This window comes from Vibrio sp. 16 (genome assembly GCF_963681195.1).
In the GTDB taxonomy this organism is placed as follows: domain Bacteria; phylum Pseudomonadota; class Gammaproteobacteria; order Enterobacterales; family Vibrionaceae; genus Vibrio; species Vibrio sinaloensis_D.
In genome coordinates, this window is the sequence record NZ_OY808997.1 from 1,199,851 (window position 1) to 1,221,773 (window position 21,923).

Here is a 21,923-nt window from a genome sequence, read left to right on the forward strand (position 1 = left end):
GTTCTATCAAATTCATTCATCAATCAAATCACTATCTTGTTATCGATTTATTAATCCAATGAGAAAAACGATGACAACAAAAACAATAAACCTAACCTTACTCGCGGTACTTTGCTCTCCGATTGCTACCGCTCAAATCCAAAACGGTGACTTCGAGCAGTGGAACGGAAACACCCCAGAAAGCTGGTCAACCATTGATTCAGGGATAAGTTTGGCGCCTGCCAACGATCAAATCCAAACAGGAGGTTTGTCTGCCAAGGTTACGGTCAATACCGCAACCCAGAGCAACACCGACCTACTGCAAACCATCTCGGTCGAACAAGGAAAAAGCTACCCTATCTCTGTTTCCGTTTTCCATACCGAAGGCAAAGTAAAAGCGCGCTTGTTTGTTGATGGCTATCAAGGCTACTCAGATCCAAATAAGACCAATCGATGGCAAGCGTTAACCCATAGTTATACCGCGACCAGCACTAAGACGATTCAAGTGGGCGTGCGCTTTTACGACATCACCGGCTTCGACGGCTCAGAAGTGGTTTACTTAGATAACTTTCAACCCACTCAGAATAGCGAGCCACCAGCACCAAGTTGCGAGCACAACACCGTTCAGCTCGCGCTCACAACCGATCAGTACGGTTCGGAAACCAGTTGGGAGATCAAAAACAGCAATGGTAATACTGCCGCTTCTGAATCTGGGTATAAGAGTTCAACGTCATACAGCAAATCTCTTTGCTTAGCGGATGGCGACTACCAATTTACCATTAACGATAGTTACGGTGATGGTATCTGCTGTGGCTCAGGTAATGGCTCGTACGCACTCACGTTTAATAACCAAACTTTGGCATCTGGCGGCGAATTTACCTACAACGAGACTCACGCCTTTTCGCTTGGTGAAACAACGCCGCCTGTCACCGATGGCTACTACCAAGACGCCTCTGGAAAAACGGGATTTGCGTTGAAGACTGCGCTATACAACATCATCAACAACCACCAATCTCAAGGCTACAGTGCGATTTGGACGCTAGTGAAAGACGCAGACATTGATAACTACTACGACAAAGATGGCTCGATTCTCGATGTTTATTCAGAAAAACCTGAAACTAGTGACGCGACTCGCTTTATCAAAGTGACTGACCAATGTGGTCAATACAGCAAAGAAGGCGACTGCTACAACCGTGAACACTCATTCCCGAAAAGCTGGTTTGGCGGCAAAGTAGAGCCAATGAACTCTGATGGTCACCACCTGTTTGCAACCGATGGCTACGTTAATGCCAAACGCAGCAGCTGGCCTTTCGGTGAAGTGGGCTCCAGTACGTACGTCTCTAGCAACGGTTCTAAGCTCGGCAGTGCGGCGTCTGGTCTAGGTTACAATGGCACTGTGTTTGAGCCCGTCGACGAGTTCAAAGGTGACTTGGCCCGTGCCTACTTTTACATGGCGACTCGTTATGAAAACGTGATTGCTAATTGGGAGCAAAACAACGCCAACTCAGATGCGGTTCTTGATGGCACCAACACAACAGTATTCGAACCTTGGCTGCTAACGATGCTCAAACGCTGGCACAAAGAGGATCCTGTTTCGCTGAAAGAGCGCGAGCGCAATCAAGCCGTGTTTGACTTCCAAGGCAATCGCAATCCATTTATCGATCATCCTGAATTTGTCACGCAAATTTGGGGTAATTAATTACCATCAAACAAAATTGGCGCACAAATCGTGCGCCTTACTCTTCTTTATTGAAATATAACCCTACGCTATTTGACGTTTTTATTTAGTGTGTTCTGTGTCACATTTAGATATCGATATTCGTTATCATCTTGTGAGGCTCTCATGCTTAATATTGCGTTCTTCAGCACCAAAAACTACGACGAAAAATCATTCAATCAAGCCAAAAGACACTCCGACGTTGAGTTCCACTTTCATGACTTCCGTCTCAATGAGAAAACAGCCCAGATGGCCGCCGGTTGTGACGTAGTGTGTGCCTTTGTTAACGATAACTTATCTCGTCCGGTTCTCGAAAAGCTCGCGACAATCAGTGTAAAAATGATTGCGATGCGTTGCGCTGGATTTGACAAAGTCGACCTTGAAGCAGCGCAAGAGCTTGGCTTGCAAGTCGTTCGCGTCCCTGCTTACTCTCCTGAAGCGGTCGCAGAACATACAGTCGGTATGATGATGTGTCTTAACCGCCGTTTACATAAAGCGTACCAGCGTACCCGAGATGCAAACTTCTCCTTAGATGGCTTAGTGGGGTTTAATTTCCATGGTAAAACCATTGGTGTGATTGGCTCAGGAAAAATTGGTGTGGCAGCGATGCGCATTTTCAAAGGTTTAGGCATGAATATCCTGTGCTATGACCCTTTCGAAAACCCGAATGCTCTTGAGCTTGGGGCGCAGTACTGCTCACTCGATGAGTTATACTCTCAGTCTGACATCATCTCCTTACACTGCCCTCTTACCGAAGAAAACAAACATCTTCTCAACGAGCAAGCGTTCAACAAAATGAAAGATGGCGTAATGATCATCAATACCAGTCGCGGCAAGCTGTTAGACTCAGTTGCTGCCATCGAGGCGCTAAAGAAAGGGAAAATTGGCTCACTGGGATTGGACGTGTATGACAATGAAAAAGATCTGTTCTTCCAAGACAAATCTAACGACATCATTGTCGACGATGTATTTCGTCGCTTGTCCGCCTGTCACAACGTCTTGTTCACAGGTCATCAAGCCTTTTTGACCAACGAAGCGCTACACAACATTGCCACCACAACGCTCGATAGCATCGACAAGTTTTTCGCCGGTGAAAAATCAGGCAATGAGCTGATCTGAGTCACCCGTTAAAACAAAAAGAGTCGCGAACCAAGGTTTCGCGACGCTTTAATCGGTCAACTTGCTAAGGTTAGATAACTTGTGAAATCAGCAAGAACCCACCGAACGCAAGCGAGAAAATCAACATCCCCAGCCCGCCTTCCGCGCTGTATCGCTCAGACTCCACATTCGCCAAACGCAGTTTGTATACCATAGCTAATGGGACAAAGACCGCCAAGAAGACCAAAATAATGCCAGCATAACCCAACACGGCCAAGAACTTATCCGCCGCAAATAGCGATCCCATTAATGGCAACACAAAAGTCAGCACGTAGGTCACAACGCGGTTTTGGTTGAACATATCTCTATTTTGGTTGAACAAAGACATCGCAACGCCAAAGAATGACGTAAGCAGTGCTAAACCAGTGAACAAAGAGAGTAGCGTTCCAATCCAGCTTGATTGATGCTCGAATGCCGCAATCAAATCCCCCACACCTTTCAGTTCGCCCAGTTGAGCTGGATTCAAGTTTCCGACCACCGCAAAAAGCCAACAAAGGTAGCAAATCAATGGAATCAAGGAACCTATCACCACCATGTTTCGCAGTTCGCGATCGGACGCTTCATGGTTGTATGAGACCAAGGATGGAATCACCACCATAAAACCAAAACTGGTGAAAAGTACCGCACTCGTTTTGATCAGTTCGATATGATCGTCGTTCGTCACGCGAGCGAAGTTATCAAGGCTAAAGTCAGGCAAGAGGAAAACCAATGTGAGCGCTAAACAAGCGATCATTACAAAGAACAATCCGCGATTGAGTTTATCAATTACGCCCGTTCCGCCAGCGATCACAAGCCCTGAGATCAAGGTGAAGGCAATCTGACTTTGTGCCGTAGTGAGTTCAAGCCCAATCGAGCGACTCAATTGTCCAACAAGGTCGGCGGCACCCAGAATGTAGGCCATCAGGAGACAGATCAGCAATGCGTAAAGTAAACCGTTGGTAAGCAGTTGACCGCCCTTACCTAGCGTTTTTCTCGCAATCGAGTTTAGCCCCAAGCCGCCGCCTGACTTAATTGTCGCTTCCAAGAGCAACAACGCAGCGTACGTCGTCCCAAAGCATATAAAAATCATCAGTAAGGTTCCCCACCAAAGCCCGAATTGAGCGAGAACCATAGGGATAGCAAGCATACCGGCGCCCAACGCGGTGCCAGAGATAATTAGGGAACTGCCTAAAAGTTTAGTATTCATATTTTCGTATTCTGTTTTGATTAGTTTTTAATGGATGTGCGCGTGCCTAGCGCGATGGCTAACAATCAAAAACAATACGAATAGCGAGCTTTAAAGAAGAAAGCAGAGAAGAAAAGACGCGAAGATGTGCGAACAAAGCGAAAAGAAAAGATAGAACCTGAAAGTGCCTTCTTTTTGTGGGGCGACCCCTCGGTCGGTTCAATGATTGGTGTGGTTATTTTGAATATCATTAAGATGTCCGTTACAGCTAGACAATCCATTATACGAGAACAGCAAATCCTATGCTGCGTACCCAACGTGGGTCAAATCATCTTAGCCATCTAGCCATCGATTGCAATGGCGTTTTTATCAACTGAACACAAATGCATCAGTTTAGTTGTTTATCGCTTTCATCCACTGACAGAAAGGGATTCGTCTCGCCAGTCGACTTTTTGACAGCATGTCATTTTTTTGATTACACGATATTTACATCACATTTACATCAAACAATATCTATTTTAATCACAATACTCTATTCCCATACTTTCATTCCGGAATTGAGTAGACGAACATATGAAAGTCTATTGTTATCAAAGTGATGTTTACTCAGCAATGCGCCTATCTATAACAACAAAATTATTAATTACATTAGTCAGTGTGTTTGGGTTAGTTCTTGCCGCCTCAACAACTTACCAATACTTGCAGCAACGTGAGCTGTTGAACTCTGTTCTTAGTGAGCAACTTCATGATAAAGCAAGCAATTACTTCGACAGCTTAAATATGATGATGCTGACGGGGACCATGTCTCAGAAAGAGACACTGCGCCAGAAAGCCCTCGCTCAAGATGGGATTGAACAAGTGCGGGTGTTGCGTGCCGACACGGTGAGTAAATTTTACGGCCCCGGGCAACCCAATCAATCACCACAAGATGACATTGACCGCCGCGCATTGGCGGGTGAACTCGTTATCGAGCCCTACAGCGCCGATTGGGGTCAAGGTATCGTCGTCGCCCTACCAATGAAATCCAGCGAAGACTATCGTGGAACCAATTGTGTTAGCTGCCATATCACGCCCGAAGGTGAGGTGCTAGGTGCAATCCGATTGGAATACAACCTATCCCATGTCAATTCGATGATAAGCCAGCGTACCTTGATTGCACTTGCAATAATGTCCGCTTTTGGCTTGGTGGGCTTTTTGATTACGCTAACGTTAATTCGCAAAATCATCGTTCGACCGATTCAACAAACCTCTGGGTTTATGCAAAGCGTCAGTGAAACGAAAGATCTCTCTTTGCGCCTAACCAGTGAGCAAAAAGACGAAATTGGTCAGCTCTCTGGCGCGATAAACTCTTTCATGGACACGGTAAATCGCAGCTTAACCAAGGTACAAACTACCTCGCACAAAGTCGCGAGCAGCGCAGCGGAGTTAACTCAAGTTGCTCAAGTCACTGACTCGGCGGCTAGCAATCAGCAGCAAGAGACTGCAGACGTCCAAGCCAATATTGAGCAAATGCAGTCGCAACAACTTCAAGTAGACCAAGCCACGAACGACGCTTCAAAACTGATCAAACACACCACGTCAATCGCAGAACAAAGTGCGAGCCAAGCGCACACGGCCAGTGCAGAAATCAAAAATCTTGTCAGCGATATTGAACAAGTCAAAACCAACATCGTGGAACTGAACGACCAAACCGCCGAAGTTTCCACCATTCTTGAGGTCATTAAAGGCATTGCGGAACAAACTAATTTGCTGGCATTAAATGCAGCGATAGAAGCGGCACGAGCAGGAGAGCAAGGACGAGGTTTTGCTGTGGTTGCAGACGAAGTTCGCCAGTTAGCCAGCCGAACTGCAGAGGCAACAGGCAGTATCGAAAACATCATTGCTCAGTTCCAAAAAGACAGCAAAACATCATTAACGTCAGTTGATGCAGTCTGTGAAACGGCTCATACGCGTTCAAATCAAGTGGAGTCGCTCTCTCTTGCGATGAACGAAGTGGTCTCTGAGATGCAACAAGCCTTAGCCCATGCGCGTAGCATCCAAGATCAAACCAGCAGCACCACTGAGATCAACACACAAATTCAAGGCAAGGTAGAAGTGATCACCCAACATGCGGATGAAACGTCTCACTCAGCGGCTAAGACTCGTGATATTAGTATGAATCTTGAGCAACTTTCGGAGCATTTGGAATCACTTATCAATCAGTTCGCCCTTTCGCAGAGAAAATAGCGGTTTTTAAGCAACTTTTCCTTCTATTCAAGCGAATAAAGGTTGATGCGAACAAATTGAAAGGTAATATGTTCCATTGAATCTGTAAAATTCTAATCAACCCAATGTTTGGTTATCACATGCAGTGAACACCACCTAACATTGGGTTGAATTTTTACCTCAATGGAGAATATTTAAAACATGACTTACGCGCCTGTATCAGACGTTTTGAAAGGTCAGCTAGCAGTAGACAGTGAAGTAACTGTTCGTGGCTGGATCCGTTCACGTCGTGATTCCAAAGCTGGAATCTCTTTCCTTGCCATTTACGACGGCTCTTGTTTCGACCCGATTCAGGCCGTGGTCCCTAATAATCTTAATAATTACGACGACGAAGTTCTTAAGCTAACGACTGGCTGTTCTGTTGAAGTAACCGGTAAGATTGTTGAATCTCCTGCGAAAGGTCAAGACTTCGAGCTAGCAGCAACTGACGTTAAAGTTGTAGGCTGGGTTGAAGATGCTGACACTTACCCAATGGCAAAAACTCGTCATTCAATCGAGTACTTACGTGAAGTTGCGCACCTGCGTCCACGTACTAACGTTATCGGTGCAGTTGCTCGCGTCCGTAACTGCCTATCTCAAGCGATCCACCGCTTCTACCACGAACAAGGTTTCTTCTGGGTCTCTGCTCCGCTGATCACAGCTTCTGATGCAGAAGGTGCTGGTGAAATGTTCCGCGTTTCTACGCTAGACATGGAAAACCTACCTCGCACTGATAAAGGCGATGTGGATTACAACGAAGACTTCTTCGGTAAAGAGACGTTCCTAACGGTTTCTGGTCAGCTAAATGCTGAAGCTTATGCTTGTGCACTAAGCAAGGTATACACGTTTGGTCCTACTTTCCGTGCTGAGAACTCAAACACTAGCCGCCACCTGGCTGAGTTCTGGATGGTTGAGCCTGAAGTTGCATTCGCAGATCTAAACGACATCGCAAAACTGTCTGAAGATATGTTGAAGTTCGTATTCAAAGCCGTACTTGAAGAGTGCCGCGATGACCTTGAGTTCTTCGCTCAACGTATCGACAAACAAGCAATCACGCGTTTAGAACAGTTCGTTTCTTCTGATTTCGCACAAGTGGACTACACTGACGCAATCCAAATCCTTCTAGACTCAGGTAAAGAATTCGAGTTCCCAGTTGAATGGGGTATCGACATGTCTTCTGAGCACGAGCGCTACCTAGCGGAAGAACACTTCAAAGCGCCTGTAATCGTGAAGAACTACCCGAAAGACATCAAAGCATTCTACATGCGTGCGAACGATGACGGTAAAACAGTTGCAGCGATGGACGTACTTGCACCAGGCATCGGTGAAATCATCGGCGGTTCTCAACGTGAAGAGCGTTTGGAGATCCTAGATGAGCGTATGCGCGAAGTAGGCATCGATCCTGAGCACATGAACTGGTACCGTGACCTACGTAAGTACGGCACAGTGCCACATGCAGGCTTTGGTCTAGGCTTTGAGCGCCTCGTTTCTTACGTAACTGGCATGGGCAACGTACGTGACGTTATCCCATTCCCACGTACTCCTCGCTCTGCGAACTTCTAAGCAAAAATAGAGCGTATAGAATCGATAAACCTCCACATTCGTGGAGGTTTTTTTATACCTAGAGTTCCTGCAACAAACGCGTTTTAAATGGGTTCTTACTTACCAGATTTACGATTAGAAATTTTGCTGAGATAGCACTAAGGTAATTAGGAAAGCGAAATTTGGCAGGAGATAACAATGGCACTCTTTAAAATCGAAGATCTTTCCTACAATGGCGTGGAAAAAGGCGTTCACAGTTGGGATCACCCAAACAGTGACCAACCCTATTACTGGCACCCAGATTGGTTACATATTGCGGAAGACATTACTGGATTACATGCCCAAAAACCACTGGACCTCGCCCAAGGTGAGACGGCAACCGAAGAGCACGCAAAACAGGCAATTATTAACCATTTAAATGACCGAGACAGTCAATAGAACATTCAGCCTCTAGGTCAAGGAGGCTGATTTACATCAACTGCTCGTATCTGCATTCGCCGCATAACGAATGCTTAGCCAGCATAATGCTAACATCACAAAAGGTATCGCTGCTGCGGTGTACTCAGTCCAAGCGAACCCTGCAAAAGATTTGGCTAGAATAACGTGCCCAAACACCAACAAACCCGCGCAGACAATCGCGATACCGATTAACCGAAACTCGTGTTTACTACTCTGCTTTTCCATGTTTAACCTCAACTTTCAAATACCAAGTCATTGAAACATGAAACAAGCGATTCACTGCAACACAGTTGTGACGAAAAACAGCCAAACAGTATGAGCTATTCTGTTACTTTTTCAGCGACTCACTAATCCGCTTCAGCGCCGCTTCTATCTCGCCATCAAACGTAAATGAAACGTTCAACCTAATGCAGTTTTGGTACTGTTGTTGAGAGCTGAACAATCGCCCATAACCGATCGATACACCTTCCCTCTTGAGCGCATAATATAGCTCATAGCTGTCAATCGATTTGTCCAATTGTAGCCAGAGGAAATAACCGCCAGCTGGCTGAAAAACTTGGCAGTTTTCTGGAAAGTGAGCGTGGATATAGTCCAAGTAAACCCGCTGCCTTTCTTGCAGCTGTTTGCGAAGCTTGCGCAAATGGTTGTCATAACTCTCAAACTGAAGGTAATGCGCGATGCCTTGTTGTATGGGCGAACTTCCGGAGAGCGTTGATATGAGCTGCTGCTTTTGAATTCTCTCGCTAAATTGACGAGTGACGACCCAACCGATTCGGTAACCAGGGCAAAGCGATTTAGAAAATGAGCCACAGGTCATCACACGATCTTGGGTATCCCAATACTTGAGCGGCTTTGGCTTTATGTCACCAAAATAGAGCTCAGAGTAAACGTCATCTTCGATCAGAATCACCTTGTACTGGTCAGCGAGTTGGACAATGGTTCGCTTCATTTCATCACTGAGCGTCACCCCCGTTGGGTTGTGAAAATTGGGCATCAACCAACACGCTTTCACACCTTGCCTAAATGCTGCTTCGAGCTTTTGTAGGTCGAGCCCTTTTTCGCCATCAATCGGTATCGTCGCAACAGAAAGATGATGCCGCTTCGCCGCCTGCAACGCTCCATAAAATGCAGGAGCCTCAATCGCGACCGTGTCTTGAGGCTGAGTAGAGACCTGTAAGCTGAGATTGAGTGCTTCCATTGCCCCTGATGTGATGATGATGTCGTCTGGAGAAACATTCACACCTTGATTCAAGTAGCGCTGGGCAATTAAACGGCGCAAGTCTTCATTACCTGGAGGCATATCTTCAATGATCGCACGAGCCGACACTTTACGCCCGGCGCTCGCCAAATGCCGAGTCAGGCTATCGAAAGGGTATAAGTTTGGGTCTGGAAGAGCAGAACCAAACGACACCGCCGCTTGAACGTTGGTCTGCAAAAAGTCGTACAACTCATCATTATATGCGGGTCGAATACTAGGAAGAGCTTCGTACGCTTGTCGTTCCATTTGTGCAGTCACAAAATAGCCCGACTGAGGTTTTGCCAATAACCACCCCTCAGATTCAAGCAATTGATAGGCTTGCAATACCGTTGATGCACTGAGTGAGTAGTTTTGACTGGTTTTACGTACCGACGGGATTTTTTCCCCTGCACGCCAAGTATTAGTTAGGATCTGCTGTTTAATCTCGTTAGCCAGCTCTTGATAGCGATTCATACTTCCCTCTCATCAATCAGGCAAACATATCACAACGTGTCACAAAGTCAGCGCTAGACCACGAAACGATTATCGATTCTCCTTAGTACGCTTAATTTATAGAGGTTTATCACATTAATTATTTACGACTTTGTTACATTTACTGCGTATTAGTGAACTAAATAACCTTATTGATTGGATGAATACAATGACAAAATATAACGAGACCGACATCGAATACAAAGGCGAAAGCAACGGCGTTCACAGCTGGACATCTCCTTCTGGTCAACCGTATTACTGGCACCCAGATTGGCTACATATCGCAGAAGACGCGACCGGCTCTCACCCAAAAACTGAGCTTGACCTACCTCAGGGCGAACAACCTACAGAAAAGCACGCTGTGAAAGCGATCCTTTCTCATCTTAATGAATGGGCAAAAAGCAAACTAAACGCTAACCCTGATATCGAAACACAGGCTCGAGAATCAGAAATCAACTTGAAGAAATAACCCAGCCTTAAATAACCTCAAAAGTTGCGTGCATCACACACGCAACTTTTTTGTTTCTGCCCTAGCAAATCATCAACCAGTCCTTTGGTATTAGGGTCTGTTGATCTTTCGAGCTGATTTTTGCAGCAGTTTGTGGGAAATTTATACAAGGCAGAGGCTTTGAAGTGTAGCTAGCCTACATGAAAAGCCGATAACGCAGTAGAAATGAACCACAAACGCTTCCCGAAGGGTTCGGCTAAAATCGTTTTATGCTTTGTTTAGGGGTATTTACTTAGAATGACTAGGCTACACACCCCTCGCCGCGCCTAAAACGATTTTATCTCGAACAAAATTTAACCGCGAAAGTTCAACAGCCCCTAGTACTAATGTTGTAAATGAGTGTTCATTTACGAAATTTGAAGTTATGATTCCCGGTCCTTTTATTAATTAAGGCAATGGAAGTCTAAAGTCCCCACAAAGGAAGTCGTGATAACGCAAGGGCGAGAAAATGGTCGACTCGAATTACAACGCATCCCTCACACTAAAGCTGTATTTGCTCGCGGCACTGGTTTTTGGCACGTACGGGGGCAGAGTGTGCCCTATGTTAGAATCGCTTACCGCTAGCGAGATACTGTTTCATATTTGCGTCACTTTCACTGGTGTGTACTTGATCAGACACTTTTTGCTCAAGGACCACTCACTGGTTAAAGAAAACCGCTTTGCTCGACTTGATGCTACCCTATTCTTTTTTGCCAGCATTCCTTTAGCTATCTTCTACAACCTGCAATATGACTTCACCCTCGATAGCAATCTTAAGGTGCTGTTTGGCATGACGCTGTTCGGTTTTTTTACTGGACTTATCTTGGAGCTAATCGCCAAACTCACTCAACTAGAACAACTTAAAGGACAACAGGCTTACGCGTTCGAATTGACCGGCGAACGCCAATCGTTAGTCAAGCAGATGATTATGATGGTGAGCCTGCTACTCATCACCTTAACTACCATGCTCACCATGATCGCCGTTAAAGACATTTTTTGGCTAGAGCACAACCCTGAACGAGTGCTCGATGGAACGGGTAAGATCAGCGTGATTAAAGAGTTCATCTTTATTTCATTGGTACTAGGTGGGTACGCGATCACCATAATGGTGTTGTGGTCGAGAGTAATGAAAAAAATCCTGCTTGCGCAGGAGTGCTCTCTTATTGACGTCGCCAAAGGCAATATTGGTACTCGCTTGCCAATCTTCGAGCACAATGAGCTTGGCTCAATGGCGTCACTCACCAATGAAATGCTGGATAGCTTAGAATCAAGTCAGGAAGAGGTAAAAACCACGCGAGATGTGGCCATTGTGAGCTTATCGGCACTTGCAGAATCCCGCGATAACGAAACGGGCGCCCATATTCTACGAACGCAAGAATACATTCGCGCTCTGGCTAACTACCTGAGCCAATTTGAACACCATAAAGCGCTTTTGACGCCAAGCTACATCGAACTGCTGTATAAATCCGCCCCTCTTCACGATGTTGGTAAAGTAGGCATTCCAGACAGTATTTTGCTCAAGCCCGGTAAGTTGACGGATGAAGAATTTGAAATCATGAAGGACCACCCTGAAATTGGGGCCAAAGCTCTGTCGATGGCGGAAAAGCAGCTAGGGAGCAATAGTTTCCTTCAATTAGCAAAAGAGATATCGCTCACGCACCATGAAAAGTGGGATGGGTCTGGCTATCCCAATCAATTGGTAGGTCAAGATATCCCGCTCTCTGGCCGTTTAATGGCGCTGGCTGATGTTTATGATGCGCTAATTTCTGAACGCGTTTATAAAAAAGCTTTTAGCCACGACAAAGCAAAGTCGATCATCCTAGAAGGCAAAGGTCGCCATTTTGACCCAGAGCTTGTTGACGCTTTCCTAGCCATCGAAAATGAATTTGTCGCCATCGCAGACAAGTACCGAGAGATGGAACGAAAAGAAAACGAATTGGAGCTTAATCAAGCTTCCTAATGTTCAATCACGCGCCAGTATCATGCTGGCGCGCAACGCATCAAAACTTCCATTCAACTGATGAAAGTAACGCATTACTTCTGGCCAGAAAGTAGCGAAAACACTCTGTTCACTAAACTTTCTCCTCAAATATAAATTTTGTTTACTTTTGTTCTGATTAACGGTTGTACCCAAGTAGGGAGAAAGGTATAAATAGCGGTATACCCACTTCGACTAACACGGATGATCAATATGTTTGAAAAAGTAGTTGCTGCTCCGGCAGACCCTATTCTTGGCCTTACTGAAGAGTTTAAAAAAGACGCTCGTGCAGAGAAAATCAACCTTGGCGTTGGTATTTACAAAAACGAGCAAGGTGAGACTCCCGTTCTTGCGACAGTTAAGAAAGCAGAAGCGGCTTTGATCGAGACAGAAAAAACCAAGTCTTATTTAACCATTGAAGGTACGGCAGAGTACGGCCTAGCGGTTCAAAAACTTCTATTTGGTGCGGATTCAGACATCGTTACCCACAAACTTGCAAAAACAGCACAAGCTCCCGGTGGCACAGGCGCGCTGCGTGTTGCTGGTGAGTTTATTAAACGCCAACTGGGTGACGCTAAGATTTGGATCAGTAATCCAACTTGGGCTAACCACAACGGTGTGTTTACCGCTGCTGGCATCGAGACGGCTCAATACAGCTACTACAACGCAGAGACAAAAGATAAAGATTTCGCCGCTATGGTTGCTGACCTAGAAAAGGCGTCAGCAGGCGATATCGTTCTTTTACACGGCTGCTGCCATAACCCAACAGGTATTGATCCAACGGCTGAAGAATGGGAAGTACTGGCTAAACTGGTCGCAGATAAGAAACTTCTGCCACTGTTTGACTTTGCTTATCAAGGCTTTGCTAAAGGCGTTGAAGAAGATGCTCAAGGCCTACGTATTTTTGCACAGCACAATAAAGAGATCTTGGTTGCGAGCTCGTTCTCGAAAAACTTCGGTTTGTACAACGAACGTGTTGGTGCATTCACACTGGTAGCAGAATCAGAAGAAGTTGCGACAACTGCGTTTTCTCAAGTTAAAGCCATCATCCGTTCTATTTACTCTAACCCACCAGCTCACGGTAGTGCTGTCGTTACTCACATTCTGAATAACGCTGAACTACGCGCAGAGTGGGAAGCAGAAGTTGCAGAAATGCGTGACCGTATCCAAGAGATGCGCGAGCTTTTCGTAGCAACACTGAAAGAGCAAGGCGTCGACGCTGATTTTAGCTTTATCGAACGTCAAAACGGCATGTTCTCTTTCTCAGGCCTAAGCAAAGAGCAAGTCACTCGACTAAAAGATGAATTTGGTGTTTACATTGTTGGCTCTGGCCGTATCAGCGTTGCAGGCATGACCAAGTCAAACATGCTGCCACTGTGTAAAGGTATTGCCGCTGTTCTTTAACAGCAAATGACGTAAAAGAGCCAGCAATTGCTGGCTCTTTTTTGTTTGTGGGTCAAAGCTCAGTAATAAAATCGCATCGACAAGCCACCCTCATTCGTTGTCGCCGTGCTCTCGTGACGGTGTTTGTAAAACCCACCAAGAGAGATTCTTTCCGTTAGGTCATAATCGGTTCTCAAAACGTAAACTTCTTCATCTAGCGTATCACTGCGCCGCACTTCCATGCTCCCTTCAACGCTCCAGTTTGGACTGAACTGATATCGCGCAGTCAGATTGCCGCCCAACATAAACCGATGATCTTTGGAAATAAACTTGTCCGTCTCGTTGTTGGTCTGATTCGCCCACAGCAGCCCCATTTTAACGCCTGCCAGCAAATCAAAAGAATCGAACATGTTGTATCGGTAAACGACACCCGGAAGAAGGGTATATATTTCCGTGGTAGTTGTTTCCGGGTGAATAAACCGCGCTTCGTAGTCCAGCGCTAACAACCAAGATTGATTGAGTGAGTAATAACCACCAATGGCGAAGGAGGAGACATCACTATTGACACCGATATACTCATCGAGAGAACCCGCACTGGCCTCGGCGTAGACGTAATCGTAATCAATAGGTGAAGTAGGTTCTGTTTGTTGGGCGAAGGTTGCCGTTGAAAAGGCAAAAACGAAGGGGAAAACTCGCCATATTGATGTCACATCCATGTCGACCTCTGCGATTTAATTGACCAAACTTAGAGAAGAAAATGCTCTATTTATAATTACAATATAGCGTTAATTTAGGTACTTATGGAGACTCAAGGCAATAAATTGGGTGTTGCAATACAGAAAACAAACACCCAAGAAAAGAGAAAGGCCTCGATTGAGGCCTTAAAAGGTGATCATAAATTCATCTTGTTGGAGTCTTTGAATATTTGCGTGTGCGCGGCTACTCATTCTCTCTATTTGTTCGTTGTCTAGTTCGTAAGGCATCACGAGTTTTATTTCTTTTATGCCTTCACTCTTCGCAAGCTGAACTAAAGTCACGATGTTTACTTCATCGCTTCGACTGGTTGAAAGTGACTTTAATGCTTGCTCCCACAAGCGGTCTTCTACTGATACCGTTTCTTTAATCGTATCTTTCCACGCCAAGCTAAAAATTGGTGCGAACGTGCTCATTGCTTCCAAGAAAGTCCATCTCTTGCTGCATGAGGCTCCGAGAAAAGAAGTATAGTCAAACACAACACTTGTCTTGCCTTGATGCTCCATATCATCCCCCGTAATAACGGCAACACAGTGTTCTTAATATCTATCAAGGTCTTTGATATAGCAATAGGATATAAAACAATCATCTTTTATACCCCTTTAGCGTTTGAAAAAGCTATATAAAAACCAACGTTGTAACAACATGTGAACAACCTGAATATATAAGAATCCAGTTGCTTAATATTTTACCCTGTAAATAATTTCACTTAGCGAACATCAACAATGCGACTGGCTTTCTTGTATTGAACTCGCCACCCTTGCCATTTCGGTAACTCCCAACGCTTAGGGTCGCCTTTGCGCAAGCCATTTTTATAAACTAGGTAAACCAGTTTCTTTTTCGGCTGATACTCGACCGTCAAATTCAAATCACCCAACGCCAACTCAAACGGGTAAGTTTGAGCGAAATCGTCATACTCCCAGTACGGAACGCCCTCAAATACAAAATCGTCGCTACCGAAAATTTCTAACTCAGAGGCATCGCTGAGCTCTAGCAGATCAAGCTGTTGGGTAAACCAACTGTCAAAGTTGAGCTGATCAATGTCTGTCTCTTCACCTGCCAAACCTAACTCGACATACAATTTCCAATGCTCAATTTGACGAGTTCGCTGTTCGGCGAAACCAGGCAGCAATTCACCACGCTTGACCTGCTCTAATATCGGTTTGACTGCATACTCTCCTTGTGCGGGCTCCAGTTTGTGCGCGACTACGCGCCCCGCATAATGAAGCTCTAGGTTCAGCATTGCTTTCCCATCATCATAAATCACCTCACCTTGCTGCCACACTCCCATTCCTAGCTTTTCAACCAAAGTTAGCTCTGCAGGCATCACAAAGGTCGCTAAGTTTAGCGTCTGCTTCACACCACGCCCAGGTAGGCTGTGAGTATCTAATATAATCGCTGCTTGGGTGCGTGATTTGATTCGAGAGTGTCGTCCTAGCAAGACTTCTAACTCACCGTTTGCTAGCGCGTCTTGGCGTTTTTCTCGCCGCACAAACAAGAGCTCTGGATGCAGCGATACAATCGCTTCCACTAATGCATTGCGATCATAACGTGAAGCAACGCACAGTTGCGGCAGTTCAAAGGCTTCACGCATCTGCCTTGCCAGGCCTTGAGCTTCTTTAAGTACCTCTGGTTCTACCGTAACTCCCGCTAGGGTTTCGCCTCTCACCAAACGAATCGCTAGTTCACCGTCACAACCGACCGGTTCCTCTTGATCCAGCTTTTCTAGCAATTCCTCATTTGAGGACATTCGATACAGAGTTGCGGGCGTTGCCAATACTGCCGTGAGGTCGACCATCGCCTCTTTCAACGCTTTACTTGGCATACGCGTGACAAGATCGGCGTATAGAGCGTCTATCGGTAATGGAGAAATTTTGTGCCCGTGTGGCGTCGCGAGACCATGCTCATCGATTGCTCCCATCGAAGTCAACACACCGGTCGCTTGATAGAGTGCTTTTTGCGGTAGCGGCTCGAGAAATTCAAGCGCAGTCAGTGGATAGCCGCAGTCGGCGGCACATAACATCGCTTCGGTAAGCGTTTCCCTGTGCATTTCGGGCGGAGTCACCGACAACAACGCCGCATGTTCTCCATAAAGACGAATGCAAATGCCATCCATTACTCGCCCTGCTCGTCCTGCGCGTTGTTTGGCGCTGGCTTTGGAAATGTGTTTTAAGCTCAAGGTTGTGCGGCCGTTACGTTGCTCTGTCCGTCGTTCAAGCCCAGAATCAATCACGGCAACAATATTGGGGATAGTCAGGGAAGTTTCTGCAACGTTGGTGGCTAAAACAACTTTTCTAGTCGCCTGAACCGTCAGAGCGACTTGGCGCTGCTCATCAGTCACAGAAGCATGAAGCGGTGCGACAATTATATTTTCTATCGTCTTTAAAGCCGCTTGGCACTGAGTGATTTCTTTTCGCCCCGGTAAAAAGACCAAAATATCCCCTTCCATATCAAGCAATGCTTCAACTTCGGCTTTGACTCTTTGTTCTAGATGTCGACTATCAGGAAGCTGTCGTGAATCGGTCACGCGATGCCCTATCGCGACATCGAAATTTCGCCCTTCTGCGAACAAACGCTCGGCACCAACATATTTGGCGAGTTTGTTGCCTTCGATCGTCGCAGAGGTAATCACTAGCCGATGTGTTGACCTCTTTTTGAGCAAAGCCACCAGCAAGTCGGTATCCCAACGTCGTTCATGAAATTCATCAACAATGATCGTCGAAAATTCAGCCAATTGGTTTTCTGCGTACCAGCGAAGCGCAACCCCAGGAGTGACAAAGACAATTTCACTCGCCTCACAGAATCGATTCTCAAGCTTGATTGCGTAACCGATGGACTCACCGACAGGCTCACTTTTTTGCTCAGCCAAAAATTGGGCAAGTGACGTACACGCAATGCGCCTCGGTTCGACAACCAACACCCGACCAGTTTGCGCAGCCCAAAGCGGTAAGCAGGTCGATTTTCCCGATCCTGTTTCGGCTTCAACGATCAAATCATGTGACTGAATCTGGTCTAAAAACGTGGTTTTTATGGCGTTAATTGGTAGGTCGTTCATTGTTTGTCTAAAGTTAACCGCAGGGCCGTGAAGTATATCTTGAAACCACCCTTGTTTGCAGGAATATCAGTTTACAACACTGGTTTGAATCCCTATCATTTTCGGGTTCCTGTTTCCATTGGTCTATTGGCCCTACACCCTACTTAAGGCAAGTGATGAATAACGATAAACGCCCTTTATACATTCCTTATGCTGGTCCAGCACTGTTAAGTACTCCGTTGCTCAACAAAGGCAGTGCATTTACCGCACAGGAGAGAAAATATTTTAATCTTGAAGGACTGTTGCCTGAAAATACGGAAACGATTCAAGAGCAAGTTGAACGCGCATATCAACAGTACTGCAACTTCGAAAATGATATGGATAAGCACATCTACCTGCGCAATATCCAAGACACCAACGAAACGCTATTTTACCGATTAGTTCAAAACCACATCTCCGAGATGATGCCAATCATCTACACCCCAACCGTTGGGGCGGCATGTGAAAACTTTTCTAACATTTACCGTCGCGGTCGTGGTCTTTTTGTTTCCTACGCAAACCGAGACCGTATTGATGACATCTTGAACAACGCATCCAACCACAACGTGAAAGTGATCGTGGTGACTGACGGCGAGCGTATTCTCGGCCTTGGCGACCAAGGTATCGGTGGTATGGGTATTCCAATCGGTAAGCTCGCGCTATACACCGCATGTGGTGGTATCAGCCCAGCTTACACACTCCCGATCGTACTCGATGTAGGTACAAACAACCCGCAACGCCTTGCTGATCCTATGTACATGGGCTGGCGTCATCCGCGTATTACGGGAGCAGAATACGACGCTTTTGTCGAAGAATTCATGCAAGCAGTTCAACGCCGCTGGCCAGATGCATTAATCCAATTTGAAGATTTTGCACAGAAAAATGCAATGCCTCTTCTTGAGCGCTACAAAGATCGCGTCTGCTGCTTCAATGATGATATTCAAGGTACCGCTGCGGTAACCGTTGGTTCGCTACTCGCAGCATGCCAAGCCGCAGGCAGCAAACTTTCAGAGCAACGTGTCACCTTCTTGGGTGCAGGTTCAGCAGGTTGTGGTATCGCGGAAGCTATTATCGCGCAAATGGTATCGGAAGGCATTTCTGACGCACAAGCTCGCTCTCAAGTATTCATGGTTGATCGTTGGGGTTTATTGCAGGAAGGCATGCCTAATCTACTCGACTTCCAACAGCGACTGGTGCAAAAACACAGCAACACCGCAGATTGGGAATCAGAGAGCAACGGATACTCACTGCTTGACGTCATGCGCAATGCTAAGCCAACCGTATTGATTGGCGTATCTGGTGCTCCTGGCTTGTTTAGTGAAGAAGTCATCAAAGAGATGCACAAGCACTGTGCTCGCCCGATCGTCTTCCCATTGTCAAACCCGACAAGCCGCGTTGAAGCGACACCAAATGACATCATTCGCTGGACCAACGGTGAAGCATTAGTGGCAACGGGCAGCCCATTCGATCCTGTTGTTCTTGACGGCAAGACCTACCCAATTGCTCAGTGTAACAACAGCTACATTTTCCCTGGGATCGGCCTTGGCGTTCTTGCCGTTCAAGCAAAACGCGTGACTGACGAAATGCTGATGGAATCAAGCCGTGCACTGGCAACTTGCTCACCATTGGCCATCAATGGTCAAGGCGCATTGCTGCCACCGCTTGAAGCGATCCATTCCGTGTCGAAGAAAATCGCATTCGCCGTTGCCAAAAAAGCCATTGAGCAAGGCGTTGCGCTTGAAATTACGGATGAAGCTCTTGAAGAGTCAATCGACAGCAGCTTCTGGCAACCTGTTTACCGCCGCTATAAGCGCACGGCATTCTAACGCTACGATACAGCCCCTAAAACAGGGGCTGTTTACATTATGAATGTATTCAATTTTCTTGCTCCTGCTGGCGCGTATCTAACCCCTTACCTCAATGAGATTTCAACTGCATTGATCGCTTGTTTGTTGGTGATGGCTGGCGGCGAAATAAACAGAGTGGTTAGGCGCGCATTAAGAAACTATAACTTTGTCCTCAGAACGGTTGTTTTCATCTTGATTAACGCCTTTGGTTACGGCTTAATCATCGTTAAAGCAACACCTTACCTGTCTCGGACACTCGCCAATCTTGATGCTGGAATCATGTTTAGCACAGTGGTCGTCAGTTTTATTATTATCGGGACATGGGCACAGCGGAACAAACAGATATAGTGAGACGACCTTTTCATCGCCATCAGAATACTCGCTCTTATTTAGCGCTAGGGCTAAAGGCAACTAAGTACCTGTTGATGCTCAGCGTTTTATCGGCGGCAATCTTATTGGCAGCTGACCGCTGGATCACTCATCAAGCCAAAGACCAACTGTTTACTGATTACCAAACGTTGCCACACTTTGACGTTGCGGTTGTTCTGGGCACCAGTAAATACTTGGGCAAAGTACTGAATGAGTATTACAGCCATCGAATTGATGCGGCGATAACGCTGTTTCAACAAGAGAAAGTCGACTATTTTCTGCTCAGTGGGGATAACGCCCATCGCTCGTACAATGAGCCATGGACAATGAAACGCGATCTGCTTAAAGCTGAAGTTCCAGAGGAGAAAATCTTCCTTGATTATGCTGGATTTCGCACGCTAGATTCGGTTGTCCGTGCGAAAGAGATTTTTGACACCGACGATTTTCTTATCATCTCGCAAAAGTTTCACTGTGAACGTGCGTTGTTCATTGCCAACTCGCACAACATCAACGCTCATTGTTTTGCGGTACCGGGGCCGTCTCGTCATTCAGGGTTAAAGGTACGAATTCGTGAAGTCTTTGCTCGTGCGAAAGCCTTTCTTGATGTTTACGTCACCAATACTCAGCCCAAGTTTCTCGGCCCTAAAGAGCCCATCCATCAAGCTGAAAACCCTCAGGTTGAACTCTCGCCGCTAGCAACCTCAGCCGCGTTGTCTACTCACTGACCTCAACTCGATTGCGCCCTTGCTGCTTAGCCACGTAGAGCGCTTCATCTGCGCGGGTCAGCATTTCGTTAACTCGCTCGTCACCTAAAGAGGCAACCCCAATACTGGTCGTCAGTGGGTCGCCATGAATCCATATATGTGACTCCACTTTATGACGGATGCGTTCGGCAAGTTCAGCGGCGTCTTGGTTGTCTCTTCCGGGGCAAAACACCACAAACTCTTCCCCGCCCCAGCGAACCAAACGGTCACTGGCACTGAGCGCACTTAAAGCAACCATGGTAAATTCTCTTAACACATCGTCGCCCATCGCATGTCCGTACAAATCATTAACTGACTTGAAATGGTCGATATCAAGATAGAGAACCGACAACCGCTTACCAGCGTGCCCTGTCGCTGGGTAATGAATATCTAACCAATCACGAATCGAGTGGCGGTTCATCGCGCCCGTCAGCGCATCACGATTCGCCAATTCAGCAAAGTGTATGTTTTGCTCTTTCAGTTCTTTGTTGAGTTTGCGTAAGTGGTCTTGACGAAAATGCGCATGCAAAATAAGTTTATGACTGCGGCGAATCTCCATCACGCTGTAAATCAACGCGAGAGAAATCCAAAACAGCAACAAGCCAAACATCAAACCTTCAGCAGACACGTAGTACCCAATAAACTCAATACTGTGTATTGTCATTTGGTACTCACCTTCACTGTGCCCCGACCCCGTCGCGAGCTCGACTTTAGTGACATTGCTAAATTCAGGAGCAGAGTGCTGAATTGGCACTTTATTGTCGACCAACCACCACGTCATTACCTGTAGGTTTTTAATTGGAATGTCGATTGAGCCTCCACCCGAGCCTGGCGTATATTCGAGGCCGTTGTACTTTTGTGTGTACTCGTTGTCAGGTTGAGAATAGGCAGAGTTAAAATTGCGGAGGTAGAAACGCATTCTTGGACTTTCGGGGCGATCAATCTGCTCAAAGTCAATGTTCATTTTCACCGTATGAAAATGAGTCAGGTCCATACCCTCAAAGATTTTGTCGGTAAGGCCAATAGACACGCCACAATAGGGCCAAGCGTAGTTCGCTGACTTGATCAACTCGCAGCTGAGAATCGCTTTTCCGTCCTCAACTCGGATAGATGAACGACTCTGTCCACCTGCAACTTGGTCATTGGTAGCGAGAAATTGATAAGCATCCGGGGAAATTGTGTAAACACGACTACTGCCATACATCCAATACAGTTGCATGATGAGTATCGTAACGACCACCAAAGAAAAAATGATTTTATGAACGATCTTCAATGAGGATTCCTAGCAGTTACAACT

At 46.2% G+C, this 21,923-nt stretch carries 18 protein-coding genes; 11 read left to right on the forward strand and 7 right to left on the reverse strand.

The window, feature by feature from the left end:
• The first annotated feature begins 70 nt into the window (after positions 1-70).
• Entirely contained in the window at positions 71-1,678 is a 1,608-nt protein-coding gene (locus U9J37_RS05335) for an endonuclease (protein WP_005471986.1), read from the forward strand.
• 144 nt (positions 1,679-1,822) lie between these two features.
• Positions 1,823-2,815: a 2-hydroxyacid dehydrogenase gene (locus U9J37_RS05340; RefSeq protein ID WP_005471993.1), complete on the forward strand. Its 993-nt coding sequence runs from the start codon at positions 1,823-1,825 to the stop codon at positions 2,813-2,815.
• Between the two features lie 70 nt (positions 2,816-2,885).
• Here the strand turns inward: U9J37_RS05340 and U9J37_RS05345 are convergent, their stop codons facing one another.
• Positions 2,886-4,040: an amino acid permease gene (locus U9J37_RS05345; protein ID WP_043886883.1), complete on the reverse strand. Its 1,155-nt coding sequence runs from the start codon at positions 4,038-4,040 to the stop codon at positions 2,886-2,888.
• A 591-nt stretch (positions 4,041-4,631) separates the two neighbouring features.
• Here U9J37_RS05345 and U9J37_RS05350 point away from each other — a divergent pair.
• From U9J37_RS05350 to U9J37_RS05360, 3 genes are all read left to right on the forward strand, one after another.
• Positions 4,632-6,245, forward strand: coding sequence for a methyl-accepting chemotaxis protein (locus U9J37_RS05350; RefSeq protein WP_038134721.1), 1,614 nt, complete (start codon positions 4,632-4,634; stop codon positions 6,243-6,245).
• A 180-nt stretch (positions 6,246-6,425) separates the two neighbouring features.
• On the forward strand, positions 6,426-7,826 hold the full coding sequence (asnS, locus tag U9J37_RS05355; RefSeq protein ID WP_005472038.1) for an asparagine--tRNA ligase: 1,401 nt from the start codon (positions 6,426-6,428) through the stop codon (positions 7,824-7,826).
• Between the two features lie 177 nt (positions 7,827-8,003).
• Entirely contained in the window at positions 8,004-8,243 is a 240-nt protein-coding gene (locus U9J37_RS05360) for a hypothetical protein (RefSeq protein ID WP_005472123.1), read from the forward strand.
• A gap of 36 nt (positions 8,244-8,279) precedes the next feature.
• On the opposite strand, the gene U9J37_RS05365 is transcribed toward U9J37_RS05360, so the two are convergent.
• Together U9J37_RS05365 and U9J37_RS05370 are read right to left on the reverse strand one after the other, a co-directional pair.
• Positions 8,280-8,489 carry a hypothetical protein gene (locus U9J37_RS05365; RefSeq protein ID WP_005471907.1) on the reverse strand — a complete coding sequence of 70 codons (210 nt, stop codon included), beginning with the start codon at positions 8,487-8,489 and terminating at the stop codon, positions 8,280-8,282.
• 103 nt (positions 8,490-8,592) lie between these two features.
• Entirely contained in the window at positions 8,593-9,975 is a 1,383-nt protein-coding gene (locus U9J37_RS05370) for an aminotransferase-like domain-containing protein (RefSeq protein ID WP_005471976.1), read from the reverse strand.
• Between the two features lie 187 nt (positions 9,976-10,162).
• Between U9J37_RS05370 and U9J37_RS05375 the strand changes: the two genes are divergently transcribed.
• From U9J37_RS05375 to U9J37_RS05385, 3 genes are all read left to right on the forward strand, one after another.
• Positions 10,163-10,462 carry a hypothetical protein gene (locus tag U9J37_RS05375; protein WP_038134328.1) on the forward strand — a complete coding sequence of 100 codons (300 nt, stop codon included), beginning with the start codon at positions 10,163-10,165 and terminating at the stop codon, positions 10,460-10,462.
• 487 nt (positions 10,463-10,949) lie between these two features.
• On the forward strand, positions 10,950-12,440 hold the full coding sequence (locus U9J37_RS05380) for an HD-GYP domain-containing protein (RefSeq protein ID WP_039479646.1): 1,491 nt from the start codon (positions 10,950-10,952) through the stop codon (positions 12,438-12,440).
• 231 nt (positions 12,441-12,671) lie between these two features.
• Positions 12,672-13,862, forward strand: a complete 1,191-nt coding sequence (locus U9J37_RS05385) for an amino acid aminotransferase (protein WP_043886887.1) — start codon at positions 12,672-12,674, stop codon at positions 13,860-13,862.
• 59 nt (positions 13,863-13,921) lie between these two features.
• Here the strand turns inward: U9J37_RS05385 and U9J37_RS05390 are convergent, their stop codons facing one another.
• The 3 genes from U9J37_RS05390 to U9J37_RS05400 form a co-directional block, all read right to left on the reverse strand.
• Complete coding sequence (locus U9J37_RS05390) at positions 13,922-14,557, reverse strand: outer membrane beta-barrel protein (protein ID WP_005472065.1); 636 nt, start codon at positions 14,555-14,557, stop codon at positions 13,922-13,924.
• Between the two features lie 165 nt (positions 14,558-14,722).
• Entirely contained in the window at positions 14,723-15,100 is a 378-nt protein-coding gene (locus U9J37_RS05395) for a hypothetical protein (RefSeq protein WP_038134322.1), read from the reverse strand.
• A 203-nt stretch (positions 15,101-15,303) separates the two neighbouring features.
• A complete protein-coding gene (locus U9J37_RS05400) occupies positions 15,304-17,649 on the reverse strand; it encodes a helicase-related protein (RefSeq protein ID WP_322413932.1) in 2,346 nt (781 codons plus the stop codon).
• Between the two features lie 155 nt (positions 17,650-17,804).
• Between U9J37_RS05400 and U9J37_RS05405 the strand changes: the two genes are divergently transcribed.
• Genes U9J37_RS05405 through U9J37_RS05415 form a run of 3 tightly spaced genes read left to right on the forward strand, consistent with a single transcriptional unit; the run spans position 17,805 to position 20,608 of the window.
• A complete protein-coding gene (locus U9J37_RS05405) occupies positions 17,805-19,493 on the forward strand; it encodes an NAD-dependent malic enzyme (protein WP_005471895.1) in 1,689 nt (562 codons plus the stop codon).
• 39 nt (positions 19,494-19,532) lie between these two features.
• Positions 19,533-19,862: a DUF3392 domain-containing protein gene (locus tag U9J37_RS05410; RefSeq protein ID WP_005472107.1), complete on the forward strand. Its 330-nt coding sequence runs from the start codon at positions 19,533-19,535 to the stop codon at positions 19,860-19,862.
• The gene (locus U9J37_RS05415; RefSeq protein ID WP_416200450.1) at positions 19,862-20,608 is read left to right on the forward strand and encodes a SanA/YdcF family protein; all 747 of its coding nucleotides are present in this window, start codon (positions 19,862-19,864) and stop codon (positions 20,606-20,608) included. The genes U9J37_RS05410 and U9J37_RS05415 overlap by 1 nt, the downstream gene beginning before the upstream one ends.
• Here U9J37_RS05415 and U9J37_RS05420 read toward each other — a convergent pair.
• Positions 20,598-21,899: a GGDEF domain-containing protein gene (locus tag U9J37_RS05420; protein ID WP_322413933.1), complete on the reverse strand. Its 1,302-nt coding sequence runs from the start codon at positions 21,897-21,899 to the stop codon at positions 20,598-20,600. The genes U9J37_RS05415 and U9J37_RS05420 overlap by 11 nt on opposite strands.
• Positions 21,900-21,923 lie beyond the last annotated feature (24 nt).

What these genes read in the sequence shown, in the direction of transcription:
- U9J37_RS05335 (WP_005471986.1), top strand. Translation starts at nt 71, where the DNA reads ATGACAACAAAAACAATAAACCTAACCTTACTCGCGGTACTTTGCTCT.
- U9J37_RS05340 (WP_005471993.1), top strand. Translation starts at nt 1,823, where the DNA reads ATGCTTAATATTGCGTTCTTCAGCACCAAAAACTACGACGAAAAATCA.
- U9J37_RS05345 (WP_043886883.1), bottom strand. Translation starts at nt 4,040, where the DNA reads ATGAATACTAAACTTTTAGGCAGTTCCCTAATTATCTCTGGCACCGCG.
- U9J37_RS05350 (WP_038134721.1), top strand. Translation starts at nt 4,632, where the DNA reads ATGCGCCTATCTATAACAACAAAATTATTAATTACATTAGTCAGTGTG.
- asnS (WP_005472038.1), top strand. Translation starts at nt 6,426, where the DNA reads ATGACTTACGCGCCTGTATCAGACGTTTTGAAAGGTCAGCTAGCAGTA.
- U9J37_RS05360 (WP_005472123.1), top strand. Translation starts at nt 8,004, where the DNA reads ATGGCACTCTTTAAAATCGAAGATCTTTCCTACAATGGCGTGGAAAAA.
- U9J37_RS05365 (WP_005471907.1), bottom strand. Translation starts at nt 8,489, where the DNA reads ATGGAAAAGCAGAGTAGTAAACACGAGTTTCGGTTAATCGGTATCGCG.
- U9J37_RS05370 (WP_005471976.1), bottom strand. Translation starts at nt 9,975, where the DNA reads ATGAATCGCTATCAAGAGCTGGCTAACGAGATTAAACAGCAGATCCTA.
- U9J37_RS05375 (WP_038134328.1), top strand. Translation starts at nt 10,163, where the DNA reads ATGACAAAATATAACGAGACCGACATCGAATACAAAGGCGAAAGCAAC.
- U9J37_RS05380 (WP_039479646.1), top strand. Translation starts at nt 10,950, where the DNA reads ATGGTCGACTCGAATTACAACGCATCCCTCACACTAAAGCTGTATTTG.
- U9J37_RS05385 (WP_043886887.1), top strand. Translation starts at nt 12,672, where the DNA reads ATGTTTGAAAAAGTAGTTGCTGCTCCGGCAGACCCTATTCTTGGCCTT.
- U9J37_RS05390 (WP_005472065.1), bottom strand. Translation starts at nt 14,557, where the DNA reads ATGGATGTGACATCAATATGGCGAGTTTTCCCCTTCGTTTTTGCCTTT.
- U9J37_RS05395 (WP_038134322.1), bottom strand. Translation starts at nt 15,100, where the DNA reads ATGGAGCATCAAGGCAAGACAAGTGTTGTGTTTGACTATACTTCTTTT.
- U9J37_RS05400 (WP_322413932.1), bottom strand. Translation starts at nt 17,649, where the DNA reads ATGAACGACCTACCAATTAACGCCATAAAAACCACGTTTTTAGACCAG.
- U9J37_RS05405 (WP_005471895.1), top strand. Translation starts at nt 17,805, where the DNA reads ATGAATAACGATAAACGCCCTTTATACATTCCTTATGCTGGTCCAGCA.
- U9J37_RS05410 (WP_005472107.1), top strand. Translation starts at nt 19,533, where the DNA reads ATGAATGTATTCAATTTTCTTGCTCCTGCTGGCGCGTATCTAACCCCT.